The organism is Bacillus sp. FDAARGOS_235 (assembly GCF_002073415.2).
GTDB classification, from domain to species: domain Bacteria; phylum Bacillota; class Bacilli; order Bacillales; family Bacillaceae_G; genus Bacillus_A; species Bacillus_A toyonensis.
This window is the reverse complement of record NZ_CP020437.2, coordinates 396,814-421,569: the sequence shown is the minus strand read 5'-3', so window position 1 is coordinate 421,569 and position 24,756 is coordinate 396,814. Positions and strand designations below refer to the sequence as shown.

At 34.3% G+C, this 24,756-nt stretch carries 25 protein-coding genes; 20 read left to right on the top strand and 5 right to left on the bottom strand.

Features of this window, described 5'->3' with window-relative positions:
* Window positions 1-1,746: 1,746 nt before the first annotated feature.
* The 3 genes from A6J74_RS03800 to A6J74_RS03790 form a co-directional block, all read right to left on the bottom strand.
* Window positions 1,747-2,535, bottom strand: coding sequence for a sulfotransferase family 2 domain-containing protein (locus A6J74_RS03800; RefSeq protein ID WP_001123055.1), 789 nt, complete (start codon window positions 2,533-2,535; stop codon window positions 1,747-1,749).
* Window positions 2,536-4,038: 1,503 nt separating this feature from the next.
* Entirely contained in the window at window positions 4,039-4,323 is a 285-nt protein-coding gene (locus A6J74_RS03795) for a DUF4183 domain-containing protein (protein ID WP_001123249.1), read from the bottom strand.
* A 255-nt stretch (window positions 4,324-4,578) separates the two neighbouring features.
* Window positions 4,579-5,265 (bottom strand): CPBP family glutamic-type intramembrane protease, encoded by a 687-nt coding sequence (locus tag A6J74_RS03790; RefSeq protein ID WP_001087425.1) that lies wholly within the window; start codon window positions 5,263-5,265, stop codon window positions 4,579-4,581.
* A 303-nt stretch (window positions 5,266-5,568) separates the two neighbouring features.
* Here A6J74_RS03790 and A6J74_RS03785 point away from each other — a divergent pair, with 303 nt between their 5' ends.
* The 4 genes from A6J74_RS03785 to A6J74_RS03775 all read left to right on the top strand — a co-directional run bounded on the left by A6J74_RS03785 (window position 5,569) and on the right by A6J74_RS03775 (window position 7,089).
* Window positions 5,569-5,766: a hypothetical protein gene (locus tag A6J74_RS03785; protein WP_080609360.1), complete on the top strand. Its 198-nt coding sequence runs from the start codon at window positions 5,569-5,571 to the stop codon at window positions 5,764-5,766.
* A 116-nt stretch (window positions 5,767-5,882) separates the two neighbouring features.
* Window positions 5,883-6,053 carry a hypothetical protein gene (locus tag A6J74_RS29915; protein ID WP_080609358.1) on the top strand — a complete coding sequence of 57 codons (171 nt, stop codon included), beginning with the start codon at window positions 5,883-5,885 and terminating at the stop codon, window positions 6,051-6,053.
* 23 nt (window positions 6,054-6,076) lie between these two features.
* Complete coding sequence (locus tag A6J74_RS03780) at window positions 6,077-6,550, top strand: ArpU family phage packaging/lysis transcriptional regulator (protein WP_080609356.1); 474 nt, start codon at window positions 6,077-6,079, stop codon at window positions 6,548-6,550.
* Window positions 6,547-7,089: a tyrosine-type recombinase/integrase gene (locus A6J74_RS03775; protein WP_080609355.1), complete on the top strand. Its 543-nt coding sequence runs from the start codon at window positions 6,547-6,549 to the stop codon at window positions 7,087-7,089. Before A6J74_RS03780 ends, A6J74_RS03775 begins: the two co-directional genes overlap by 4 nt.
* Window positions 7,090-7,210: 121 nt before the next feature.
* Here the strand turns inward: A6J74_RS03775 and A6J74_RS03770 are convergent, their stop codons facing one another.
* Window positions 7,211-8,005, bottom strand: coding sequence for an FRG domain-containing protein (locus tag A6J74_RS03770; RefSeq protein ID WP_080609353.1), 795 nt, complete (start codon window positions 8,003-8,005; stop codon window positions 7,211-7,213).
* A 322-nt stretch (window positions 8,006-8,327) separates the two neighbouring features.
* Window positions 8,328-9,779: an ApeA N-terminal domain 1-containing protein gene (locus A6J74_RS03765; RefSeq protein WP_080609351.1), complete on the bottom strand. Its 1,452-nt coding sequence runs from the start codon at window positions 9,777-9,779 to the stop codon at window positions 8,328-8,330.
* A 436-nt stretch (window positions 9,780-10,215) separates the two neighbouring features.
* On the opposite strand from A6J74_RS03765, the gene A6J74_RS03760 reads away from it, so the two are divergent.
* The 16 genes from A6J74_RS03760 to A6J74_RS03685 all read left to right on the top strand — a co-directional run bounded on the left by A6J74_RS03760 (window position 10,216) and on the right by A6J74_RS03685 (window position 24,751).
* A complete protein-coding gene (locus tag A6J74_RS03760) occupies window positions 10,216-10,431 on the top strand; it encodes a hypothetical protein (protein WP_080609350.1) in 216 nt (71 codons plus the stop codon).
* Window positions 10,424-10,786 carry an HNH endonuclease gene (locus A6J74_RS03755; protein ID WP_071730879.1) on the top strand — a complete coding sequence of 121 codons (363 nt, stop codon included), beginning with the start codon at window positions 10,424-10,426 and terminating at the stop codon, window positions 10,784-10,786. The genes A6J74_RS03760 and A6J74_RS03755 overlap by 8 nt, the downstream gene beginning before the upstream one ends.
* Before the next feature lie 161 nt (window positions 10,787-10,947).
* Complete coding sequence (locus tag A6J74_RS03750) at window positions 10,948-11,328, top strand: phage terminase small subunit P27 family (RefSeq protein WP_000357493.1); 381 nt, start codon at window positions 10,948-10,950, stop codon at window positions 11,326-11,328.
* On the top strand, window positions 11,309-13,081 hold the full coding sequence (locus A6J74_RS03745; protein WP_080609348.1) for a terminase large subunit: 1,773 nt from the start codon (window positions 11,309-11,311) through the stop codon (window positions 13,079-13,081). Before A6J74_RS03750 ends, A6J74_RS03745 begins: the two co-directional genes overlap by 20 nt.
* Window positions 13,082-13,102: 21 nt before the next feature.
* Window positions 13,103-14,311 (top strand): phage portal protein, encoded by a 1,209-nt coding sequence (locus tag A6J74_RS03740; protein WP_179874626.1) that lies wholly within the window; start codon window positions 13,103-13,105, stop codon window positions 14,309-14,311.
* Entirely contained in the window at window positions 14,289-15,041 is a 753-nt protein-coding gene (locus A6J74_RS03735) for a head maturation protease, ClpP-related (protein WP_080609344.1), read from the top strand. The genes A6J74_RS03740 and A6J74_RS03735 overlap by 23 nt, the downstream gene beginning before the upstream one ends.
* A complete protein-coding gene (locus A6J74_RS03730) occupies window positions 15,041-16,222 on the top strand; it encodes a phage major capsid protein (RefSeq protein ID WP_080609342.1) in 1,182 nt (393 codons plus the stop codon). Before A6J74_RS03735 ends, A6J74_RS03730 begins: the two co-directional genes overlap by 1 nt.
* A gap of 58 nt (window positions 16,223-16,280) precedes the next feature.
* Window positions 16,281-16,499, top strand: coding sequence for a fibronectin type III domain-containing protein (locus A6J74_RS03725; RefSeq protein ID WP_472926415.1), 219 nt, complete (start codon window positions 16,281-16,283; stop codon window positions 16,497-16,499).
* 8 nt (window positions 16,500-16,507) lie between these two features.
* On the top strand, window positions 16,508-16,774 hold the full coding sequence (locus A6J74_RS03720) for a head-tail connector protein (protein ID WP_080609338.1): 267 nt from the start codon (window positions 16,508-16,510) through the stop codon (window positions 16,772-16,774).
* Window positions 16,771-17,118, top strand: coding sequence for a phage head closure protein (locus tag A6J74_RS03715; protein WP_001069935.1), 348 nt, complete (start codon window positions 16,771-16,773; stop codon window positions 17,116-17,118). Before A6J74_RS03720 ends, A6J74_RS03715 begins: the two co-directional genes overlap by 4 nt.
* The gene (locus A6J74_RS03710; RefSeq protein WP_080609336.1) at window positions 17,106-17,543 is read left to right on the top strand and encodes an HK97-gp10 family putative phage morphogenesis protein; all 438 of its coding nucleotides are present in this window, start codon (window positions 17,106-17,108) and stop codon (window positions 17,541-17,543) included. Before A6J74_RS03715 ends, A6J74_RS03710 begins: the two co-directional genes overlap by 13 nt.
* Complete coding sequence (gp17, locus tag A6J74_RS03705) at window positions 17,540-17,902, top strand: tail completion protein gp17 (protein WP_080609334.1); 363 nt, start codon at window positions 17,540-17,542, stop codon at window positions 17,900-17,902. The genes A6J74_RS03710 and gp17 overlap by 4 nt, the downstream gene beginning before the upstream one ends.
* A 15-nt stretch (window positions 17,903-17,917) precedes the next feature.
* Window positions 17,918-18,487, top strand: a complete 570-nt coding sequence (locus A6J74_RS03700) for a major tail protein (RefSeq protein ID WP_080609332.1) — start codon at window positions 17,918-17,920, stop codon at window positions 18,485-18,487.
* A 60-nt stretch (window positions 18,488-18,547) separates the two neighbouring features.
* A complete protein-coding gene (gene gpG / locus A6J74_RS03695; RefSeq protein WP_080609330.1) occupies window positions 18,548-18,922 on the top strand; it encodes a phage tail assembly chaperone G in 375 nt (124 codons plus the stop codon).
* A gap of 163 nt (window positions 18,923-19,085) precedes the next feature.
* Entirely contained in the window at window positions 19,086-23,969 is a 4,884-nt protein-coding gene (locus tag A6J74_RS03690; protein WP_080609328.1) for a phage tail tape measure protein, read from the top strand.
* Window positions 23,966-24,751: a phage tail domain-containing protein gene (locus A6J74_RS03685; RefSeq protein WP_080609326.1), complete on the top strand. Its 786-nt coding sequence runs from the start codon at window positions 23,966-23,968 to the stop codon at window positions 24,749-24,751. The genes A6J74_RS03690 and A6J74_RS03685 overlap by 4 nt, the downstream gene beginning before the upstream one ends.
* Window positions 24,752-24,756: the final 5 nt, after the last annotated feature.

The following is a 24,756-nucleotide window of genomic DNA, read 5'->3' as shown; positions in this document are numbered from 1 at the left end:
ATATACTTTATGTTCCTTCTGCATAATCGTGTAAACAAAATTAAATAAAAGAGCACATATTTAAATGTGCTCCTTTAAAAGGTGTCAGCTCACAAGGCCTAATTTGTAAGCTGAATACATGCGCAGCCGATATTAATATATGTATTTTCTCATGAAGGGTGAAAAGAGAGCACCTTTTCAAAGTGCTCTTTGTAAAGAGATTCCTATAAGTGAAAAGCTTCCATATCAATAATATATGCTTGTCCAGCTTGAACGTGAAAAACTTTTAACAAAATAGTTATTTAACAACAAATAAAAAGAGCGCATTTCTATATGCACTCTTAGTAAGGTAGGTGAATGTCTCATGAGATATAAAAAACCAAAAAATCGTAATCAGATTTTTACGAGTAAATTTTTTATATTTTATGCCTTAATTGAATGAATTGATCCTGTCATAGAACAAAACCTTTATTTTAATTAAAAAGAGCGCCATTAGGGAGTATGGCGCTCTTTGACCAAGAACTATATTGTGTATTTTTATAGTCCGTATAAGTATATGGAGGTTGAAAATAAATAGTGAATCCATTTTTAATACAATCTTTTTTGAACTAAAGAGCGCCTTGGAAAGCGCTCCTGATACCTAATCATAATGAAAATAACGAGCTCATATAGAAAGGAAGGTATTTATAGCAATCAGGAATCATTATGTTTCAGCTTAGATTTCTCGGTTGGAGGAATAAAATGCTCACGGACAAAGTTTTGATAAATTATACCGCTTATAAATGTAATATAAAACACTACACACAAGAAGATTAAAATGTATTTAAATACCTTGTTCATATTAGCACCACCCTAAAAGAGAGTTTTAATAGAGTGCGTAAAAAAAGGTAAGGTTATACAAGGGCAGAGCAGTTAGTAAGAATAAAACAAAAGCGTTAATTTATTTGATTGTTATAGATCTTTGATTTGGTATAAATATACAAAAATGATTGGAGATAAACTTATAAATAAGCCCTGTACTTTCCTCCTATAGAAAGTACAGGGAGCTGAGTTCCTGGGATGGTGAACAACAGCGATTAAATAATAACATGAGTATCCAGAAAAAACATTGAATAATTGTTTACGTTTTTTTAAATAATAGTAAATTGGTTTGAGACTAACAAAATAGTTATTTAAAAGCAAGAAGCCCTAGAGTTAGGGCTCTAGGGCTTCTTGTTTTGGTATTCTCACATGGTTCTTCAAAAAAAATAGAACATATTGAAGATAACATATGAATGTTTCATAAATGTATCGAAAAAGTGAACAAAATTGCTATTGCAGAAGTAGCAGAAATGAAGTTTCTAATATTTAAGTATATAAAAGGTATTATTTCCAGTGGATAAAATGTGCATAGGGTACCTAATCATTATTTTACTAGAAGAAAAGAATATGTTATGAACTTGGGTGAATGAAAAAATGAATATTTTACTTTAAGCGAAGTTAATGAAATATATTTTTGGGGTTAGATCAATGATTGTTATCTTGATGGACACTTTAACTTTATAAAAGTTCTAGAATAAAAACAGAACTATGAGGAATAGTAAGCTATAAAAGTGAATAAAATCGTTATTCTGATAAAGATTTTGTTTTATAGAAAAAAATTAAAAAAGAGCACTATTAGAATAGTGCCCAACTTCAATTTACAAGAGTATTATGAGGAAACTTAAGTAGGTGGCTTAAGTTTCTCTGTAATAATTATGAATTTGTGATAAGGAAAATGCCTATATTTTAAAGTAATGTTGAGGGATATTTGTAAGTAGTGAAATCTTCTTTGAAGATATCTTTAACTAGTTGAATCGTTTCTTCATCATAAAAACTATTATAGGTGGGATGCCTTGGGAATAAGGGATCTGTAATATCACCATCTGCATAGTTACCTTTGTAAATTGCTAGATTACTTTGGTGGTGCCATGAGTTAATTAATCCGTTTAATGGAGATTTTTTTAAACAATGTTTGTCTTCTAGGGCAGACAGATGAGCAGAGAGATTTTCAAGGTATATGTAATTTGTAACAAACTCTTCTTCTCCTTGTATATATTGAGGTGTGAAGTGTGGGTTTACACCTTCAAAATTTGGTGCATGCGCTTTTAAATAATATAAATACAGTTTAAAGGAAATCTTTTTATTGCAAGATTCATCACCATAAAGATAACGGCGGATTGGCTTCCACTCAGTGGATTCGTAATATGGCGCTGGTATAAGAGAAATAAAGGAACTTACAGCTCTTTTGAAAGGGTTTCTTACCAATTTATACGTGTCTTTTTCTTTTGTTTGTAATGCGTTGGCTAAATCAGTGAAATATGGTATAGAATTTTTATAAATTTCAAATTCATAGTTATGAACAAAAGGGCTATATTTTACAACTTCTTTAAACAAATTAATGTGATAAAAGAACCAATATGCGAGTGAAGTGCAGCCGCTTTTTTGGCTCCAAAATAAGATTAGAGGGAAATCTTTATGAAAGTGAGGGGGACGTCCATACTTGGCTATAAAATCATAAATATTTGTGATAGGCATTTTTATCCTCCCTTCTTATTTTTATCCTCCCTTCTTATTTTTGAGTTTCGTTTTAGTGTATGGTGGAAGCTTTTAATATATGAAGAGAGGTAATGAAAATGCCTAAATGGATTTATATAGAAACGTTATTTGAAAACAAAAAAAAGAGCACAAGTGAGTAGGCTCTTAGAAAGATAGGTTATACGAGTATTGGATTACCATATACTTTATGTTCCTTCTGCATAATCGTGTAAACAAAATTAAATAAAAGAGCACATATTTAAATGTGCTCCTTTAAAAGGTGTCAGCTCACAAGGCCTAATTTGTAAGCTGAATACATGCGCAGCCGATATTAATATATGTAATTTCTCATGAAGGGTGAAAAGGGAGCACCTTTTCAAAGTGCTCTTTGTAAAGAGATTCCTATAAGTGAAAAGCTTCCATATCAATAATATATGCTTGTCCAGCTTAACGTGAAAAGCTTTTAACAAAATAGTTATTTAACAACAAATAAAAAGAGCGCATTTTTATATGCACTCTTAGTAAGATAAGTGAATGTCTCATGAGTTATAAAAAATCCAAAAAATTGTAATCAGATTTTTACGAGTAAATTTTTAATATTGTATGCCTTAATTGGATGAATTGAGCCTGTCATAGAATAAAATCTTTATTTTAATTAAAAAGAGCGCCCGGGAAAGCGCTCTTTGACCAGAAGTCATATTGAGAAGTGAAAATGTGATAGCAATATATCGTATGTATTTTCTTAGTGTATGTGCAAATTCTGAACAAAATCGTTATTAAGACATAAAAAAAGAGCACGTATATATCGTGCCCTTGGTCAAGAAAGGTAGATCCTATGAGTGGAGGGTTTCTCCATACATTAACATATACTTGTCCAGTTAAAAGGTGAAAAGTATTTTTCGAAACCAGCAAAAAATGAATAGAGCGTCTTGGGAGAAAGACGCTCTAAAGGTGACTGTACTGTAGAGAGTATTCGATTTAGTATATGCAATATATTTAAGAAATGTTTTCAATAAAAACGCTAATTTATTTGATTTCAGAAATACCATATATATCCCATGAATATTAAAAGAGAAATTCCAATTGCAATTAATAAATATTTTAGAATTGTGAGTATTAATTCCATTGATTAGCTCCTAAATCTTTGGGCTATTTTAGGCATTTAGAAAGTGATTTATGTATATAAAAACTTTATTTTATAAAAAAGAGAAGTGCTTGACCAGAGCGCTTCTCCTAATACGATGTTAATACAAAATACCTATCCAATTACAATGTATATGCGTTATTTATTCAATGAGTGCTTTTATAATAAAAATTTCATTTTGTAGAAAAGAGGAATCTAAAAAAGAGCACTATATATAAGTGCTCTTTTCGAGAGTGAGTATAAATTCCTATCATTCTATACTAGTATATGCATTGCATTATGTAGTTGCTACTAAAGTTAATGTCAATTTTTAAAATTAGAGGTTTCTTTTAATGAAACCTCTAAAAAGACAACTAATGTTACGTTATAGTAAATTCAATTGCAATAGGAGTACCTCCATCTAGGACGGCTCCCCCTACAATAGTAGCAGCTGTAGTAGTCACACCAGTAATAGTATCACTAGTTTGAATAACGCCATTAATATAAAGTGTAAAATAAGCATAAGAAGCAGGGAATGTTGTTACAGCACCAGTGTCATCAGTGAAGTCTGTGTTAGCAAAAGTTAAGTCTGCTCCAGCGGCAGTTCCTGTTGCTGCGGTACTTACAAATCGTCTCCCAGCTATAAAAGGCTTAACGATAGGCATTTATGTTCACCCCTTTTTGAGATTTAACTCAGACAAGTTTTTTGAAAGTCTTGTCCTGTATTGTATTCTATGTTGTGTTTCTTTTAAAAGATACGGCTTGTATACTAGTAAAAAAGTATAATTATATGTATTTATAAAATATAAATTGGTTTGTTTTAAATGATTAAAAAAGTATCTTTACATACAAAAATTTCATTTTGTAGTGTTATTTATATATAAAAGAGCACTTTTCAAAAGTGCTCCTTAATCATCATTTTAGCGTAGGACAGAAAATAATAATGCTGCTAAGAAGGGTGTGAAATCAAATAAGATATGTGTGATAGAACTAGCCCATAATGAATTAGCTTTAAATGCAACCCAGTTAAGTGGCAATCTAGCTAAACCAATAACAAAGAAAATCTGAACGAGGTTACCGTTATATGTAGAATAATGTGCCAAACCAAAAAAGAATGCGCCAATAATTGTAACAATAATCATTGATCGTTTCTCGTTTACTCCATGTTTTTTCAAAAAGTAAATTGCTAGTATAGATGGAATTAAAACGAAGCATTCTTCACCGATTAAACTAAATATAATATCTATAGCGTTATAGATGAATTGAGTAGGTGTGTTGTCTACAAAAATATTAGTCGCTCCGTTAGCGGCAACCGGAAAATCAAAACCATATGTGATCACTACTGCAACAAGTGAGCTTTGGACTGCATTCCATATGTAACCAATTAAAATAATTTTAATTACTCCTTTTTGGAGGGGGCTAAACGCTGACTTAATTCCGTATGTGCCATAGTTCAAATATAGAGCAATGACACCAGCTAGAGCTATAAATGTAAAACTGAATGGTAGACTTGCATAAATCAAACCTACGTAAGCAATAAGAATTAAAAAAATACCGATAATTACAGTTAAAGTGCTACTAGGTCTTCTGTCGTAAAGACTGTTCATTGAGTTTTCCTCCTGCTCTGTTAATAAAATTCGTTTAATTAAATTCCAAAAATATGAAATTTCACTTTTATTGTATGACGGAGGTAACCAATTTAAAAGAAAAAAATATGTAATTATACGAATAAATTTTGGGCATATGAAAATTTTACGAATCTATTCATGTAAATAAAACTGAACAAAATAATCCTTTTGTTTATAGAAAAAACAAGCTATCACGTTCCGTTGATTGGGAAACTTTTCTAATGTATTCTTAAGAGAAGATGGGGATAGAAAGACTATCTTCAAGAGGAGAGTGATTAATTTATGTTAGGAAAGTGGTTGGATAAATTAAAAGAACCTAAATGTATACATAGATATAAACTCATTAAAAGTCAAGATAGTGAAAATTTTAAAACCGGTAAGATGGGGATAGTTAGTTATTATAAATGTGAAAAGTGTGGGAAAGAGAAGGAAATCAGTAAATATACTAATGATCTTAATAGTGACTATGGGGATATTTAAAATAACATTCGAATATAGTCCGGCTAGAAAACTAGAGGACACCAATTCATTAAAGCAGCAATTAAAGCTGTTTTAGGAATAGGTGTCCTTTTTATTTTGAAAAGGGAGATGGGGAAATGAAGGTGTTAAAGGGTCAGCTACGTGAGTGGAAAAAGCAATCAAAACAAGCAAAGAAGAAAGGCAAGAAAAAGCAAAAAGAGAAATTTAGTACTCGTGAAATTGAAGAGTTAATGGGTATGCATAGACCTTGTTATGAGCGTAGACGTGGAGCTTTAAGACAAAAGTAAAATTAATTAAGGAGGAACTCATTATGAGAGAACAGTTATTTTTTAATATGCCAGTTGTTGATACAAAGAAGACAAAGAAAGTGTTAGAAGAAGTTCTGGGGAATTATCGTGAGTATTTAAATACATTGCCGAGTAGCTTAATGCCGAAAGTAACGACAATGCTTTCAGAGGTTCCTCCGACATATACAAATGAATTCCATAGTTCTACAGAAGATATTGCTATTGAGCGGATTGAACTGGAACAACAAAGAAAAGAGTTTATGGATTGGATACACCAAGCTGTAAATATGTTGAAGCCTGATGAAAGGTTCATTATTTATAAAAGTTATATGGAAGAAGAAATGGAATCAGATTTAAATATTTGGCTAGAGCTAGGTGTTGGGAAAACAAAGTATTACAAATTGAAAGGTTCAGCATTACTACGTTTAGCATTTAATCTTAAAGTAGAGGTATATAAGAAGAAATTAAAACGTAAGGAAGGAGTGAAAAATGCATGAATCTTGTTCAACCAATCAGAGATAAAGAAATGATCAACGAACTTAAAGAATATTTTAAGGAACAGAATGAGCGTAATTACATTCTGTTCCTTCTCGGAATTAATACAGGGTTACGTATTTCTGATATCTTACGTCTGAGAGTTCGTGATGTAGAAGGCTGGAGTATATTTATTCGTGAAAAGAAAACAAAAAAAGTTAAGGAGGTAAAGATGCCTTCAGACTTAAAGAAAGCATTGAGGGAATATGTGAAAGGGAAACAGAAGAACGAGTTTCTTATTAAAAGTAGAAATGGGAAGAATAAACCTCTTACTAGATCGATGGCCTATGTAATTTTAAATCAAGCAGCCTTGAATTTTGGATTAGACCGAATTGGTACTCACTCACTTAGAAAAACATATGGATACCATCATTATAAGCAATTTAAAGATATAGTTGTTTTGCAAAGGATGTTAAATCATACAGATCAAAAAGAGACGTTAAGATATATAGGGATTGAACAAGATACGTTAAATGATTATCAAAAGAAATTTAGAATTTAATTAAATTTTAAAGGTTTGAATTGGTAATAAGAATTATATAGCAGATTCTTATTACCAATCTATATAAAAATTCATAGAAAAAGAGTTAATAATGCTAAGGATTAAGTGAATTTTAGTTCCTCTACCATCTCCACATTTCACGTTCTGGTATCTCAGCACTATTTGCAGCAGAAAACCCATCAAAGTCTGGGAAAATAGTTTCAGTTCGAATATTAAATGTATCAATTAATATTTGGCGAGCTTCATTTTTTAGTGTTGGTGTTATAGCGATGAACTGTCGTTCATGTTCTTTTGTAGGGATTTTAAGACTACCTGTTTTTTCACTACTTACATCACTATAAAGAAATACACCATGTTGAGCTGAAATTCTTGGTGATACAACTGGTGGATCCATTAATATTGGATGATTGTAATCAGATAGATCTTGTGTGAAATCAGAGTATGACATTGTGACCTCTGCTATATCCGATTCCATTCCACCAATACAATCGGTATGAATAGCTAGAAGTAACCCAGTTTTATCACATTGAGAATTAACACAAAACCACAAAGCAATCAAGGCGTTTTTGGAGAAATCAACTAATCTAGTAGCTGCCCCATGATGTTGTAGTTTAGCAAGTAACTCAACTTCGCTTAAAACCCTCCCGTTTTCATATCTAAATCCTTTATGTGTAGCCTGTTGTATTAACGATTGTTCATAATGTAAAATATCCAGCTCCTTGATATTTCGTTGACCAGAATTAATAAGTCTTCTATATGCCCCACTATGTATTGGCCAATTAATATCCCCTTGTCCTCTCCAAAGTTTTACATTACCAGAATTAGGTTTGAATTCATTGTTTAAAACTATTATAAGTTCATTGAAATTAGTGGGTTCTATTATGGTTTCGAATAATTCGTTTTTAAAATTTTTCATTTAATCCTCCTAGTTTTATAAAAGAATATTACAATGTAGATATTAAACTATTTTTGAAAAGGAGTCATGTTTTTTAATTAGCTATAAAAGAAGAATGCCAAATTGATTTTATAGAATTAATGAAAAACTTGATATATCTAAGGGGAAAAGAGATGATTCAATTCAACACAATCTAGTTTATAGCTAATTCAGTTTTGATGAAAATGGGCATAAAATATAAAAAACATTAAAGATTAATGCGTTTTATAAGGGCAAAAAAATCTTATTTACTTAAATCAAAAAAACGCGAAGGAAGAGATTATCTTTCTACGCGTTTTTTTGTTTATGAATTCAGCTCTCTTTTTGCAGTGCCTAATGGATAATAGAGATAAGACAATTTGTGTTCAATAAAATCAGAGGGGAACCCCAAATCTATTAATATTAAAGCATTAATTAAAGCACTTAATCTAATATTGGCTAGATATAATTTAAAATCAATAAAAATATTACTTTCTTCGGTTTGAGGATGTGTCATTTTATTTCTTGTGTCTTTTACTTTATTCATAAACCCTTTCATATCTTTTTTACTTTTAAAAATCCCTTTGAAAATAGGTTCGTCAATTGAATTAGCGATCTCAATTAGTCTCTTTTTAAAAGGGTACTCATAAGCATAAGAAATAGAATTTTGCATATTTTTCTTTAATTCTTGCAGTGTATCATCAGTTATCATTTCTTCTAGATAAGATATAACTGCATTTTTAATTGGATTATAGTCCGTAGGATTGCAGAAAGTACTATTTGTAAATTTTAATCGATGATAGCCTTCGAGAATACGTGTATAATTAAGAAATTTCCAGGTGTCATAAATGCCGTGAAACTTAGTATTTATGTATAGATTATATAAAGGTTCTAATTCGTCATATAGGAGGTACCATTTATTCAAATAATCAGCTAAATTATTCTCTATATCAGGGAATGTTATGCTCTTATATGTATCGAGGTCTTTTTCTTCTTTAAATTCTTTTTGTGTAAAGAAGACTTTAAATTTATTATTTTGAACCTCAGGTGTATCTTCAATTTTAAAAGATAGGTCTTTTAAGAATTGTTCTTTCCCAGTGAAAAGAGAAATTAAACTTAAGAGATTGTATATTTTCTTTAAGAACCAGTGATAGTTTTGGCTTGAATTTGATATTAATTCTAATAAAGCTTTATATTCCATATCTACTTTTTTATAACCGTTTGTATCGAAATCAAAATGGGAACTAGTTGCAAAAGTACAGTCTATACTAGGGACATCCCATTTTTTTCTTTCTGGATACCTAAATGAAGTGCTAGCACTTTCCAAGATCCCCTTCTCACTATGTTCAAATTCATGGGTAAATGCTGATGTATTCATGAAACTTTCTAAATAAGTACTGTTAAAAGAAACTTTTTGAAACATTAGCTCTTCAACAGAAGAAAAATATCCACCAACAATCATGAATTTAAACTTATATGTTTGACTGGGAAATCCTGAATTGTTAATTCTATTAGATGCTCGATGAATATTAAATAAACAAACTGATTCTCCAGACCATGTTACGCCATGTAAAGTATCAAAATCGACTTTTGAACGAAGACCAAGTGGATCATCTTCACTTTGGGTTAAACTACCGCGTAAATTAAGAGATGCATCTTGTGGGGAAAACGAAAGTGTTCCCTGTACTTTATGATTTGGGTTGTTTGGGGCAAACCAAAATCCATCTACCTCAAATTCATCGATCATTGTTTGCTTTGCTAATTTAATAGTTTTCATAAAAATATCAATCATCCTTTCTAAAGATTATTATATATGATTCGCGAACTATTCGCGGACAATTTGCGAACTATTTACGGACACGTTTTGGTTTTTAACATGATATATTTGTATTGTGAGAAGTGGCGGAAAACATTTTTCACATTCCTTTATAACTCAAATGGATCGTTAGGCTATGGGTGATGGTTGAGGATTGAATGAGATGTTGTTTCTTGTTTTCGATTCACAGTCAAATCTGTTGTGTAAACGGAGAGGGGCTTTGCTCTTCTTCCAGTTACTTAATAATGTTGGCACAGAAGAATGTAACACATTAAGTGATTGGAAAAAGGATAAAACTTCACGTACCGCAATTGAAACATAAATGAATAATCGAGAGAAAAGCATCCATTCGGGTGCTTTTTATTATACAAAGAAAAAAGACAAGGAGTGTTGAATAATGACAAAACAAAATATAGTTTCAGCTCTTATTGATATTGATACGACAGAAGCGAAAGTAAATATTGAAGAACTTACATTAGCTATCAACGAATGTGTAAGTGCATTCGAAAAATTAGAAAAGGTTATGAGCAAGTATACAGTAGGTGTTGAAACCGTTGAATTACATTGTAATGGTGAAGTCATAGCTCGAAATATAGTTAAAGGTAATGAATGAATATAAAACTAAACAACAAAGAAAATTCTACGATAAATACAAACGGGATAAAGAAGCGAAGAAGTTCTACGACAGCATAGCTTGGCGAAGGTGTAGAGAGTTAGCGTTGATACGAGACAACTACCGTTGCCAAGAGTGTATGAAGCACGATCCATTGATACCAGTACCTGCTGATATGGTTCATCATATCAAAGAAAGAAATGAATATCCCGAACTTGCATTGACATTAGATAACTTAATTAGTTTATGTAATGGATGTCATAACAAAGAACATCCTGAAAAGGGTGGAGGGAAAAAGAAGAAAAAAAGAAAGATATTAGTTGTAAAAGCAAAAGCAAATACAGAATTGATATAGCCCCCCTTCTTTTATTGTTCAGAGTCGTTTCCACCCAGACCGGATGCCTCCGTCGTACGTAGCGCAAGTGGTGTTTCTAAAGGGGGGTAAACCCTGAAAACAAGGGCTTTTTATTTTTGAGTCAATACTTTTTATCCATAAAATGTAAGTGAGGTGATATCGTGGATAAAGGATTGATAGAGAGGAAACCACCTACTCATTTAAAAAAAGTAGGAAAAGACACTTGGATTCGTATTTGGTCTGTTCTAGAAGTGGAAGGTAAGGCAGATAAAAATGATCCCATTGTAGTTGAAGCAATCGCTTTCAGTTATCAAATGTTTAGGGAGATGGCGGCCAATGTTAAAAAAGAAGGGCTGACAATGGAGTATACAAATAAAGCAGGTGCTACAAATCTTACTAAGCACACTTTGATACCAGAGATACCTAAGTATTTACAGCAGATTCGTCAATACTTAGGAGAGCTAGGGTTGACTGGGGCAAGCAGAAAAAAGCTTCAAGAAGAGTTAACTGGAGATTCTGATGATGATTACGACAACTTCTAAGCCATCTGAAATAGCGAATTGGTATAAAAATTGGCGGAATGAACAGATACAGCATTTTCATATTTTGGTAGATCCATCTCCTGAACTAAGAACAACTTGGTATGCAGAACAAGTTGTGAAAGGAAACATAATAGCTAGTAAGAAAAATATCTTGTCTTGTCAACGTCATCTAAATGATTTGAAGAGACAAGGGACTGAGGAGTTCCCTTGGGTTTTTGAGGAAGAAAAAGCTCATAGACCGATACGATATATCGAAAAGTTTTGTCGCCCATCAAAAGGTGACTATAAAAGGTTAGTTCTTCAACCGTGGCAGCACTTTGTTATAGGTTCTTTGTATGGATGGGTTCATAAAGATACAGGTTACAGGCGTTTTCGTGAGGGCCTTATTTTTATTGGACGTAAAAACGGAAAAACTACAATGATTTCTGGTTTGTCCAATTATGCTGTTGCAAAAGATAACGAGCCAGGTGCTCGTGTTTATGTTTTGGCAAATACAAAACAACAAGCGGGAGAATTATTTGATGAAAGTCGTGCAATGGTTCAAAAATCACCCCTTCTTCGGAAACATTTACGCGAAAATCAGAAAGGGATTTTCCATGATAAAACGCATTCTAAAATTGAACCTCGTGCATCGGATAGTAAGAAACTAGACGGATTAAATACACACCTTGGTATTTTTGATGAAATACATGAATTTAAAAACTTTAAGTTAATCAATGTTATTAAAAAATCACGTGGCGCACGTAAACAGCCCATGATTGTTTACATTACTACGGCAGGATATCAACTTGAAGGACCACTTGTTCAATACTATGAAATTGCAACTGATGTGTTGGAAGGTGTTATCGACCAAGATAGAAAGTTTTATTTCATGGCTGAAATGGATAGCGTGGATGAAATTGAGAATCCTGAACTATGGATTAAAGCAAATCCTAATATGGGAGTTTCACTAGACCTTCCATCGCTTATTGATGATTGGAATACAGACAAACATACAGATGCTGAAAAATACGACTGGATTACAAAACAATTTAACATCTTTGTTGATAATGATGAAATGTCCTTTGTTGGTATTGAGATATTAAAAAGAAATAAAGAAGTTATTGATATAAAGGAATTAGCTGGTAAAGAATGTGTTGCAGGTTATGATTTGTCTTCATCAGAAGATTTTACAAGCGCTTGTCTAGAGTTTCCTTTAGATGATGGAAAGGTTTTTGTGCTATCTCATAGTTGGGTTCCGCAAGCTAAAGTTGACCGTGATAATGAGGACATCGAATATAAAGAGTTTAAAGATAAAGGTTGGTTAACTATTATTCCTGGTGAATATGTGAAATACGAGTATGTTTATGATTGGTTTGTTAAGCAATCCGAAAAGTATTTCATAAAGAAAATCACTTATGATCCGGCAAATGCTTATCGTTTAAATGAAGATTTGAAAGCATATGGATTTGAAACAGAACCAGTTCGGCAGGGGCATTTAACTTTAAGTCCAGCATTAAAAGATGTAAAAGAATTGTTATTGGATGGCAAAATAATCAGTAATAAAAACCGTCTTTTCCGTTGGTATATGAACAATGTAAAGCTTGTGGAAGATCGGAATGGAAACTTTTTACCTTCGAAACAGAGTAAATATCGTAAAATTGATGGTTTTGCAGCATTTCTAAATGCTCATACAGAAGTAATCCCGATGTTAACTCAGTTACAAGGTGATGGAAATATTGAATTTGTATCAGTTAGCGATCTTTTTAAATAGAAGGGCGGTGAGAAATTGAAAATGTTAGATCGTGTGAAGGGAGCATTAAAAGGTGCGGCCGCCGGGTGGAAAGGCGCGGGATTTGACTTCTCTTCATGGTTTGGAAGAAAGTTTTGGGGTATTGATAATGCAAAATTAGCTACAAACGAGACGATTTTCAGTGTAATTAGTAGATTATCGAATACGGTAGCATCTTTGCCATTAAAGCTTTATAAGGATTATGACACTGTTTTTAATCAAGTGTCTGATGTTGTGATGAATGAACCCAATCCAAACATGACCGGATTTGAATGGATAAATAAAATTGAAGTTTCAAGAAATGAAACTGGAAATGGATATGCAGCTATCGTTCGTGATATTCGATTTCAAGTGGAAGCATTAATCCCTATTGAATCCGCTTATGTAACACCTTTTATAAATAGGGATGATAATAATTTGTGGTATGAGGTATGTGGGATTGAAGGTACGTATTACATCCACAATATGAACATGTTTCATGTCAAACACATCACAGGTATTTCAAGATGGAAAGGTATTTGTCCAATTGATGTTTTGCGAAATACTCTTGAATATGATAAGGCAGTACAAGAATTTAGTTTGTCAGAAATGCAGAAAAAGGATAGTTTTATTTTGGAGTATGGAGCGAACGTGGATAGTGATAAGAGACAAAGGATTATTGATGACTTTAGACGTTTTTACCAAGAAAATGGCGGTATTTTATTTAGAGAACCAGGTGTAAATATAGATGAAATGGAGCGGAAATACTTTGCTTCAGACACGTTAGCATCAGAACGAATTACACGTTCACGAGTTGCTAACGTTTTTAATGTTCCGGTCACATTTTTAAATGACACTGAAGGACAAAGCTATAGCAGTAATGAACAGTTGATGATTCAATTTGTTCAAATGACTCTAACGCCCATTGTTCGTCAGTATGAGCAAGAAATGAATCGTAAGTTGCTAAATAAAAAAGAACGCCAAGAGGGACATTACTTTAAATTCAATCTTGGAGGGCTATTAAGAGGTGATACAGCTTCAAGAACAGCGTATTATCAAGCGGCAATTAGGAGCGGATGGTTATCACAAGATGATGTGCGCCAAAAAGAAGACGAACCACCTGTTGGTGGTAATGCTTCGAAACTTTGGGTAAGCGGTGATTTATATCCAATTGATATGGAGCCAACTCAACGAAAGGGGGTGAAAAACAGTGGCAAAGAACAAACAGAATAAGTTTTTCCAAATGAAAGCATCCGCCAATGGTAAAACGGCTGATGTTTTTATTTATGGAGAAATTACAAAGTATGCATGGGAAGAGTATGGCGAGGTATCGTCTATTACTTTTAAAAATGAACTGGATGAATTAGGTGATGGTATTGAAACGATTAACCTTTACATCAATAGTCCAGGTGGATCTGTCTTTGAAACAATGGCTATTATCGCAATGTTACAACGACATCCAGCAAAGGTTATTTCCTATATTGATGGCATAGGTGCTTCTTGCGCATCAGTATTACCGATGATTTCAGACAAAATAATTATGTATGCTAATTCAATGTTGATGGTACACAATGCATGGACATATGCATCAGGAAATGCTGATCAGCTACGTAAAGCAGCGGATGACATTGAACGTATTAACCAATCGATGGTGCAACACTATTTAACTCGTGCTGGTGATAAGTTAGATGAAGATATATTAAAACAATTACTAGATGCAGAGACGTGGTTATCGGCTGATGAAGCTATGGAGTATGGACTTTGTGATGAAATTATCTCAGCAAATAATGCCGCAGCATGTCTAGATGAAAAATGGGTGAAGGAATACAAAAATATTCCACAACAATTAGTAAATACACAAGCAAACGTATCGCCAAACGAAATGTTAGAACGACAAAAAATTGCCGAAGAAGCGAAAGCAAACGTGGACTATATAAACACAATTTTAGGAGGAATTCATTAATGAAAAATAAATTTCGATTATCTATTGGTAACTTTCAATACTTCTCAAAAAATACATTGTTTGAACTAAAACAAAATTTATCTACTATTGGTCAACAACTACAAAAAGTAGAGAGTGAGCTTTCTCAGAAGGCGATTGATCCATCCACAACTATGGAAAGTCTTAAAGCGTTACAACAATCCAAGCAAGATCTTCAAATGCGTTTTAATGTAATTAAAGAACAACATGACACGATGGAAGCTGAACAAAAAGCACAATTTCAAACTCAAACTGGCTTGCAATCTATTGAAGACCCAAAGCAAAAGGTAGTTGCAGCGAAAGCAGAATTGGTTCGAGCTACAATTCGTGGAGGTACATTGTCACAAGAAGCACGAGCAGCTCTTGGTGATAAAAATTCAACAGGTGGCGAAAAGATTCTTCCAACTACAATGACAAATGAATTATTGCATGAACCATTTGTCAAAAACCCATTAAGAGACGTATCTACATTTACAAGTGTAACAAACCTTGAAATCCCTAAAGTTACTTTTACATTAGATGATGATGATTTTATTGCTGATACAGCAACAGCAAAAGAATTAAAAGCGGAAGGTGATGTTGTAACCTTCGGACGTAATAAATTTAAGGTGTTTGTACCTATTTCAGAGACTGTTTTAGCAGCAACTGATACAAACTTAGTACAAACTGTAGATCAAGCGTTAGAAAGTGGTTTAGCAGCAAAAGAGAAAAAAGTAGCATTTGCTACAACGCCTAAAGCTGGAGAAGAATCTATGTCATTCTATAAAGCTGGCATTAAGTCAGTTAAAGGCGCAACTTTATATAAAGCTATTAAGTCAGCAGTTGCAGATTTACATGAAGATTTTCGTGAAAATGCGACTATTGAGATGCGCTACACAGATTATCTAGAAATAATTGAAACACTTGCTAATGGTAGTGCTACCTTATATAATGCGCAACCAGAACAGGTTTTAGGGAAGCCAGTTAAGTTCTGTGATTCAGCAGTGAATCCAGTTGTTGGTGATTTCCGATATTCTCACTTCAACTACGATCCAAATATGATTTATGATCGTGACAAAGATGTAAAAACAGGTATTGAATTATTTGTTTTAACAGCTTGGTTTGACCATAAAATTAAACTAAAATCAGCATTCCGTATCGCTGAAGTGCAGACTACCCCCTAATCCTCCCCAAGGACCAACAGGGTTACAAGTTGATTCTACAACAGTAACAACGACCAACATTAGTTGGTCTCCTGTTGTGTATGATGGGGGCATTAAAGAGTATCAAATACTGCGCAATGGAAAACAAGTAGGGACATCAGTAACAGCGACCTATAAAGACACAGGTCTAACTGGTGATACAACATATTCTTATCAAGTGAAAGCAGTTGGAAATAACGGATTAAATTCTCCGTTTAGCGTTGAATTATCAGCGAAAACCAATGCTTCAGGATCATAGGTGATTATATGTTAGAGCTATTAAAAAGAAAAATGAAAATCGATGGAGATGAAGAGGATACAGATATTCAACTTCTAATCGATGGAGCAAAAGAATCCTTATTACAATCGGGTGTTCCTGAAAGTGAAAAGGCACTATATAAAATCGCGGTAATAACGCATGTTTTATTAAATTATGAGAATCAAGATAAATCATTAAATGTCCCTGCATTAAAGCAGTCGCTAGAAACTATGATATTACAATTAAGGGATTACGATAGCGGTGATAACCAATGAATCCAAGTAAATTAAATAAACGAATCATACTAGAACGAAAATCATCAGAAACAAAAGATGAGGAAGGGAACGCTATTCCATCTGAATGGAAAGAGTTCGTTAAAGTGTGGGCAGAAGCTAAAACGCCATTTGGTACAGGGTTTAGATCTGAAATATTTCAAGGGAATGCAGAGTTTGTTATTAAATTGATAAATTTTACAATCCGATATCGAAAAGGCATCAATTCAGCAATGCGTGCAAGGTATGATGGCAAACTATATGAGATTAAGTCAGTTATTGATATCGACGAACAGCATAAGGAAATGTGCCTAATTTGTGAGGAGCGATCCAATTGGCAGAATTAGAGGTCTTCGGTATAGAAGAATGGATTCGTGAATTAGAGGGTTTAGGTCAAGATGTCCCTAAAATTACAAAAGAAGCATTAAAAGCGGGTGCGGGAGTATTTAAGCAGAAGCTAGAGTTTAATTCTCCTGTAGGACCTGAACCAAATACACCGACACCAAAGCAACCATGGTGGGATGGTAAACATGCTAAAAATGCTATTGAAGAGGGAAGAGTCGTAAAAAAAGGCGGCTCTTATTTTGTTGAAATAGGATGGGATAAAGCAGACCGATCTCCTCACTTCTATATGAAGTTTCAAAATTGGGGGACTAGTAGAAATCCTAACCCTCCACATAAAGGCTTTGTAGAGAAAACATTGGTTCAGAGTGAAAAAGAGGTGTTGCAAGCAATGGAACGAGAATTTATGCGTAGGGTCACAGGACGATGAGGAATTTCAATAAAGATGTGTTCGATGTATTACGTACAGATGTATTTATTAAATCTGAGCTAGGCGGAGAGTTCATATATCAGTTTGTAAAAGGTAACGATAATACACCTATATGGATTACATTTTCTGAATTAAATACATCTCCAGGAATGTATGCGGAGAATGAGGAAACAACTTCAATCGTTATGTATCAAGTTGATATATGGTCAATGTCACCAATCAAAGCACAACTAAAAACCGCAGTTCAGGCAGCTATGAAAAAGCTGTCTTTTCAGCGTTTAAGTACCTATCCAGATTATGAAATGGATACAAAAATTTATCGATATGGTTTTCGTTTTGTAACGGAAATTATTAATTAAGGAGGAAAATGAAATATGGCAATGGCAATTGATTTTAGAGACTTACATTATGCGGTTTTGACAGAGGCGGCAGATGGAAAGGCAACGTACACTACACCAAAACGAATCGGTAAAACAGTTAGTGGGAAAGCTTCACCTAAAGCCGAAGGGGCAACTTTTTATGCTGAAGGTGGACCAGCAGCAACAGCTAGTGCATTCGGGGGTACTGAAATCGAATTGGAAGTAGATAGATTACCTTTATCCATTTATGCGGAGTTGTTAGGAAAAAAGGTTGTAAAAGGTCAAGTTGTGGATAACACAAGCGATGTAGCTCCTTATGTAGCTTTATTATATCGCTTACCATACGACAACGGGAAAAATTTATATGTATGTTATTACAAAATGAAGTTTGAGCTTCCGAGCGATGAGCATAAAACGGCTGAAGACAAACCGACATTCCAAAGCGCAAAAATCAAAGGTAAGGCTATTCAACGTGCGGATGGTAACTGGAGACATCGATTAGATGAAGAAGAAGTTGGATTTGATGCAGCAGCAGCGGCGAATTGGTTTAAAGCAGTGCCGACTCTACCTGTAGCAACACCTTAATAGAATAAGAATAATGGGATGGCAAATGCCATCCCTATTTTAATGTAGGAGGAAAAGTGGATGAAAATTACTTTACAGAATGCAGAAGGTCAAAAAGATTTTTATTTACCACAGTTTATTCCGGGTTCAGCAACGTTTGAAGCATCAACATTAGCGGACGAATTACAAGCAGACCTTGTACCAAAAGAAACAATTGAAAGAGCAGCTAATTTTGTTGCTAAAGTGTATGGTAATCAATTTACGGCACAGGAATTTGTTGATGGTACTCATGTATGGTTTTTAAGCCTTACCATTCATTCTATTTGTTTAACAATTATGGGTCGTCTAAATGAAGCGATAACGGTAATGGAAACGGTAGAAGATGCGAAAAAAAAGTTGATGAAACAGCTAGAGATGAAACCGAAAAGAAAACAATCAAGTATCAAGACATCGTAATCGATATATACAACGTACTTATGGATGCAGGAATGACACAAAATCAAATTAACGAAATGGATATTGCGTTTTACTTTACCTGTTTGGCTAAAAAGCAAAAGACAAATCGAGTGACATCGGCAAATCAAGCGCCAGCATGGTTATAAAGGTAGGTGAGAATTGAATGGCATTAGGTGATAATACAATAGGTGGTCGCGTCCGGTTGGACACAGATCAGTTTGAAAATGGAATTGCAGGTATTAATCGAAGTCTGAAACGAATTGATGCAGAGTTTAGAAATACTTCAGAACAGTTACGTGGCGTTGGCTCTGAGATGGATCAGCTGGAGAATAAGGCAAATCATTTAAATCAAAAGATTGAAGCGCAAACGCAAAAAATGAAGCATTATGAGCAAGCTTTAAGGACTTCACAGCAAAAACAACAAGAAATGCGCCAAAAGTGTGAGCAATTAGCTACATCAATGCAACAGTTGGAACAAGAAATACAGCAAAGTACACAAGCATATGGCAAAAATGCGCAAGAAACAAAAGATTTACAAACTCAATATAATCAATTACAACAAGAATATAAACAAGGCACACAAGCTTTACAACGATTAACAGCACAAGTTTCCCGAAATGATACAGCCTTTAATAACGCTTCAGCAGCATTACATCGTTATCGGAATGAATTAGGCGATACACAAGAAAGAATGGACCAGTTAGGTAATGTTTCTGGAAGATTGCGAGAACGCATGAACGAAGTTGGAAACACAATGCAAGATACTGGGTCAAGAATTAGTCAAGGATTTGGAGCGGCCGCGGTGGGTGTAGCGGCAGGTGTTGGTGCATTAGTAGTAAATGCAGGTCAATTTGAAGAAGCAAATAAAAAAGTACAGGCTGGTTTAGGATTAACGAGAGAAGAAAGCTTAAAAGTTAGTGCTGTAGCAAAAGAAGTATGGCGTGAAGGATATGGTGAGGATTTAGCTAGTGTCAGCGATTCTTTAGTTAAAGTAAAGCGTAATATTAAAGATATTAACGATGATGAAACCTTAAAACAAGTAACTCGAGACAGTGAAATCTTAGCGGAAACAATGGAGTCGGATGTAAACGAGGTTACTCGTGGTGCGGCTCAATTAATGGGCCGTTTTGGCTTATCTGGACAACAAGCGTTTGATTTATTAGCACAAGGATCAGCTAAAGGGTTAAATTATTCAAATGAGCTATTTGATAATTTAAGTGAGTATGGTCCTTTGTTCCATGAGATGGGATTTAGTGCGGATGAAATGTTTACGATTTTGATTAATGGTAGTAAAAATGGTGCTTATAATCTCGACTATGTGAATGATGTAATGAAAGAGTTTGGTATCCGTGTTAAAGATGGTAGTAAGTCCACAACAGAAGCGATGGGCCAAATGAGCAAGGAAACTCAAAAGGTTTGGCAAGCAATGTTAGAAGGGAAAGCTACTTCAAAGGATGTCTTCAATGCTGTATTAAATGAGTTACGAACTACTGATGACCAAATTAAAGTAAATCAGTTAGGCGTTGCACTTTTTGGCGTGAAATGGGAAGACCTCGAAGCTACTACTATGTTATCTCTAAACAATATGGAAACGGGCTTAGGAAACTATAGTGGTGCAATGAATAAAATGGTTGACGGTTATGATACAAGTGCAAAGCAATGGAAATCAGTCACCAGAGAATTACAAATTGCATTAGAACCACTTGGTAAAGTGATTCTAGATATTGCTAAACAAGCTATACCGGAACTAAAAGAATCAATTAAAGGTGTAGCAGATTGGTTTAACGGATTAGATGATAGTACAAAAAAAGTATATGGTACATCATTATTATTAGCCCCAGCAGTATTAGGGGTAGTAAGTGCCCTTGGAATGCTTTCTTTTGCTGTAGGTGCAATTATAGCAAACCCAATTGTTGCAACAATTGGTGGCGTTGTAATCGGATTAGGTGCATTAGGATTTGCTTTTGCCGAAGCTGGTAAAAAAGCGAAACAAGCAGAAGAAGATAGCAGGAAATACGGCGAGGGTGTAAGCGAAGGTACAAAAAAAGCAATTGAAGGATACGTAAATTTAAAAGAAAAAGCTTTTAAGACGTTAGATGAAATCCCGGTGCTTACTGGGGATAAAGCAAAAGAAGCTGTACAACGTGCTCATGATGAGTTCGGTAAATTAGCGGATGAAGCCATTCAAGCGATTAATAAAGATAGAGGGAAACTTCAGGCGCATTTAGATAGCTGGTTTTCTGATGAAACAGATACAGCAGTATTAAGAGCGAAAGACAAAATTCTAAATGATCAAATGGAAGTATTTAAAGCGCAAGAAGAGGCAGTTATCAAAGCGAATGAGAAAATTCAAAGCTTACTTACACAATATAATGGACAGATATATAAGATGACTGCAGCTGATAAGTCGGTATTTCTTACAGCTTTAAAAGCTATCGATAGTGAAGTAGGAAAAGCAGCGTCAAAAAGCGTGGATGAGATTCAAAAAATAGGTAAAGCAATGGATAACTTCAACAGCAATACTTCTGTTGAAACAATCCAAGGTAAAGTAAAAGATTTAGGGTCTGAATATAAAAAATTAACGGATGAGTTAGATAAGGCTAGACAGAAAGAAATAGAATTTGCAAAAAGTAAAATAGCTGATACTAAAGGGCAAGAGATTGCGATTGCACAAATTAATAAGAAATACTCTGATCAGTCTATCTTAATAACAGAAGGATATAAACAACAACTTCAACAAGCACAGGAAGTGTTAAAGTCCAAGGGTATTGAAATGGATTTAACAACGGGTATTACGAAAGCCGAAACTGAAAAAATTAAAATTCAAGGTCGAGGATTTGGCGAATACGTAAAGAATTCAGAGATAATCGAGAGTACGAATGAAAATTTATTTAAAAGGCTTCAAGATAGAGCCGCAAAAGAATCTGATTTACGTAAGAAAAGTGCTGATGAGGTAAAAAGATATGGTGAAGCACTAATTGCCAATTCTAATACTGTTTATGATAGCCTTTTTCAATCAACTCGTGAAAAGGCTGTGCAAATTGGTAGTGATATCGCTTATGCATTAGAAGATGGTACAAAGGCTGTTAACTTAGGTGAAAAAGGCGTAGTAAAGGTCGAAGAGTTTGTTGATGGTATAAAAACAGGTAAATATAAGGTTCAGGATGTAGCGGTTGCTCTTATAAATACAATGCGTGTAGAGATGGGGAGTAAACCATTAACCGCAGAGGGTATTAAAGTGATGACTACGTTTGCTGATGGATTAAAGCAAATGAACGTTACAGATATTGCTACAAAATTAAATCTTGATCTTAAAAAGAATTTAGAAATTGATTTGGGCCCACTGGGCAAAATGACATCAACACAATTTGTAAATGGTTTGAAAGAAGGCACAGTTGGTATTGACGCTGTGTTTATTTATTTTCAACAACATTTATCTAAATTAACAGCTACTGATTTATCTCAAGATGGAACCAAAATCATGTCTACTTTAAAAACAGGCATGGAAATGGGCTTCATCGGTGTACAAGATGTATTTAACAAGTTAGGAATAACACTGGACGATCAAACAAAATATGATTTAGGTCCTAATGGACAGTTTACAGCTAGTTCCCTTGCACAAGGGTTGCAAAACGGACAAATTAACATAGATACAGCGCTTGAAGTCATTAGACAAATGGTTGTGCAAAAAACAAATATTGATACAACTCAACAAGGTTCAAATATCTCACAAACAACCGCAAATGGAATTGCTAGTAATACAGCCCCAGAAAATGCAGCAACAGGGAAAAAACAAGCTGTGGAAGGTATTATGGGAAGTACAACCGATGGCGGTGGAGGGAATAAGAGCGGTAGTGAATTAGGACAAGGGATAATAAATCAAGAGGGCTATATTAGAGGAAGTACTTTGCAAGTAGTCGCTAGTGCTCATGGTGCTTTTAACACGATAAATGGAAACCCGGCAGGTAATCAAGGGGGCCAAGGTTTTGCAGGTGGTATCGTCAATCAAAATGGTTATATCCGAGGGAGTGCTCTTGAAGCTGTAGCTTCAGCTCATGCTGGCTTTAATAACGTTAATGGTACGCCACAGGGTCAAAAAGGTGGTAGTCAGTTTGCTCAAGGTATGGAAGATACAAAGGGGCAAGCGAGATCAAGTGGTTCTAATGTAGCGGAAAGTGGGAATTCTGGTCTGAAAAGTGTTAGTTCGATCAGTCCCGGTGAAGCATTTTCTAGTGGATTTGCTTCAGGTATTTCTAATGGTAGATGGAATGTACAAAGTGTAGCATCTAGTTTAGCAAGAGGTGCATTCGATGCTTTAAAGGCTACACTTAATATGAACTCTCCATCAAGATTAACACGTGATCAGGGTGGTAAACCTTTTAGTGAAGGTTTTGCGCTGGGTATTCAAAAAACATCTTATATGGCAGAAAATGAAAGCCGCACTCTTGGGACGAATGCTTATAAGTCTCTTGTAAATACGCTAAAATCCAATAATTTAGCATTTGCAGGTGTTCAAATGGCGCAAGGACTTGCAGCCGGGATTAAGAGTCAATATTCTGTAGTACGAGATGCCTTGCAAGATACAGTAACAGGTGCAATTGATGGTATTCGTTCTATAAAACCAGAAGAAATATTTAGTTTTCAAGGTGATGAGCCATTAACGAAATATTTCAATGCAATCTTTGTGGATGGAGATTGGCAAAACGATTGGATAACACATATCCCAGAGAATATGCGTGATATGGTTAGAGAAATCGGACGTCAAATGGAACGTTTTGAAGGACTTTCAATTTATGATGTTGGTAATCTTTCTAGATGGAGAGAAGTGTTATCGGATAATCCTAATGCCATTCAGTATAGACCAGATAACGATAATCCAGATAAGGGACAATATATGCCATATAGTAACAAAGATCTTGCACAACAAAGACCACTACAAATTGTAATAGATAGAATGGTTCTCGCAGAATTATTAATATCTCCATTAGAGCTATTGCAAGAACAGAAGTTTGAGACAGATTTATACAATGCAGGGGTGAGACGATGACGAATCAAACTCTTACAATTATTCAGGAAGATGGTTCTAAGTTTGTTATTTCATCTAATGACAAACTTACTGTTTTAAACTTTCTTCCTAATTCCCCCTTCTATAACACTGGATACGAAAAGTTAGATGGGAGACATGGGGAAATTGATTTAGGTGGAAGTTTTAATTCAAGGGAAGATATTAAATCTTTATTTCTCGCAGAACCACATGGGATAGATGATTTTTATAAAGTTCGAAATTTTATGTTCCGTCTTTTCGCTTCGCAATCTCCATTTTATATTGTTTCAAATAGAGAGCCTGAAAAGCGTTGGAAAGTACGAGTGTCAAATAAGTATGAAGTAGAACCGCAGGCGAACGGAAACTACAGCCTTATAGAAATTCAGTATAAATCAGCGAATGCTTTTGCTGAATCCGTACAATCGACGTTAGAAAAGATGAAAACAGAGTACACAAGAACAACAGCTACATTCTCTATTGATAATAAAGGTGAAGTAGAAATTGATCCAAGGCAAATGCCTTTACGAATTACCTTTAAAGGTGCTTCTGAAAACCTTAAGATTAAAAACAAAACAACGAAAGACGAATGGACGTATAACGGCACAACAACGGATAAAGATACAATTGTGATAGATCAAGTGAGAAGTACGAAAAACAGCTTGTCCATTGTTCGAAACACAAATAAAAAAGTAATATCTTTAAGGGAAGGAATAAATGAATTTGAAATCACAGGCGCTAAAGGCGCTTTTTCTATTTCATTCGATTTTCGTTTCCAATACTTATAGAGGAG

Bases quoted from the DNA above. Each gene is read 5' to 3' on its own strand.
- A6J74_RS03770 (WP_080609353.1), bottom strand. From the start codon at position 8,005: ATGAAAAATTTTAAAAACGAATTATTCGAAACCATAATAGAACCCACT.
- A6J74_RS03700 (WP_080609332.1), top strand. From the start codon at position 17,918: ATGGCAATGGCAATTGATTTTAGAGACTTACATTATGCGGTTTTGACA.
- A6J74_RS03780 (WP_080609356.1), top strand. From the start codon at position 6,077: ATGAGAGAACAGTTATTTTTTAATATGCCAGTTGTTGATACAAAGAAG.
- A6J74_RS03790 (WP_001087425.1), bottom strand. From the start codon at position 5,265: ATGAACAGTCTTTACGACAGAAGACCTAGTAGCACTTTAACTGTAATT.
- A6J74_RS03690 (WP_080609328.1), top strand. From the start codon at position 19,086: ATGGCATTAGGTGATAATACAATAGGTGGTCGCGTCCGGTTGGACACA.
- A6J74_RS03715 (WP_001069935.1), top strand. From the start codon at position 16,771: ATGAATCCAAGTAAATTAAATAAACGAATCATACTAGAACGAAAATCA.
- A6J74_RS03765 (WP_080609351.1), bottom strand. From the start codon at position 9,779: ATGAAAACTATTAAATTAGCAAAGCAAACAATGATCGATGAATTTGAG.
- A6J74_RS03785 (WP_080609360.1), top strand. From the start codon at position 5,569: ATGTTAGGAAAGTGGTTGGATAAATTAAAAGAACCTAAATGTATACAT.
- A6J74_RS03800 (WP_001123055.1), bottom strand. From the start codon at position 2,535: ATGCCTATCACAAATATTTATGATTTTATAGCCAAGTATGGACGTCCC.
- gp17 (WP_080609334.1), top strand. From the start codon at position 17,540: ATGAGGAATTTCAATAAAGATGTGTTCGATGTATTACGTACAGATGTA.
- A6J74_RS03720 (WP_080609338.1), top strand. From the start codon at position 16,508: ATGTTAGAGCTATTAAAAAGAAAAATGAAAATCGATGGAGATGAAGAG.
- A6J74_RS03685 (WP_080609326.1), top strand. From the start codon at position 23,966: ATGACGAATCAAACTCTTACAATTATTCAGGAAGATGGTTCTAAGTTT.
- gpG (WP_080609330.1), top strand. From the start codon at position 18,548: ATGAAAATTACTTTACAGAATGCAGAAGGTCAAAAAGATTTTTATTTA.
- A6J74_RS03775 (WP_080609355.1), top strand. From the start codon at position 6,547: ATGAATCTTGTTCAACCAATCAGAGATAAAGAAATGATCAACGAACTT.
- A6J74_RS29915 (WP_080609358.1), top strand. From the start codon at position 5,883: ATGAAGGTGTTAAAGGGTCAGCTACGTGAGTGGAAAAAGCAATCAAAA.
- A6J74_RS03745 (WP_080609348.1), top strand. From the start codon at position 11,309: ATGATTACGACAACTTCTAAGCCATCTGAAATAGCGAATTGGTATAAA.
- A6J74_RS03795 (WP_001123249.1), bottom strand. From the start codon at position 4,323: ATGCCTATCGTTAAGCCTTTTATAGCTGGGAGACGATTTGTAAGTACC.
- A6J74_RS03730 (WP_080609342.1), top strand. From the start codon at position 15,041: ATGAAAAATAAATTTCGATTATCTATTGGTAACTTTCAATACTTCTCA.
- A6J74_RS03755 (WP_071730879.1), top strand. From the start codon at position 10,424: ATGAATGAATATAAAACTAAACAACAAAGAAAATTCTACGATAAATAC.
- A6J74_RS03760 (WP_080609350.1), top strand. From the start codon at position 10,216: ATGACAAAACAAAATATAGTTTCAGCTCTTATTGATATTGATACGACA.
- A6J74_RS03740 (WP_179874626.1), top strand. From the start codon at position 13,103: ATGTTAGATCGTGTGAAGGGAGCATTAAAAGGTGCGGCCGCCGGGTGG.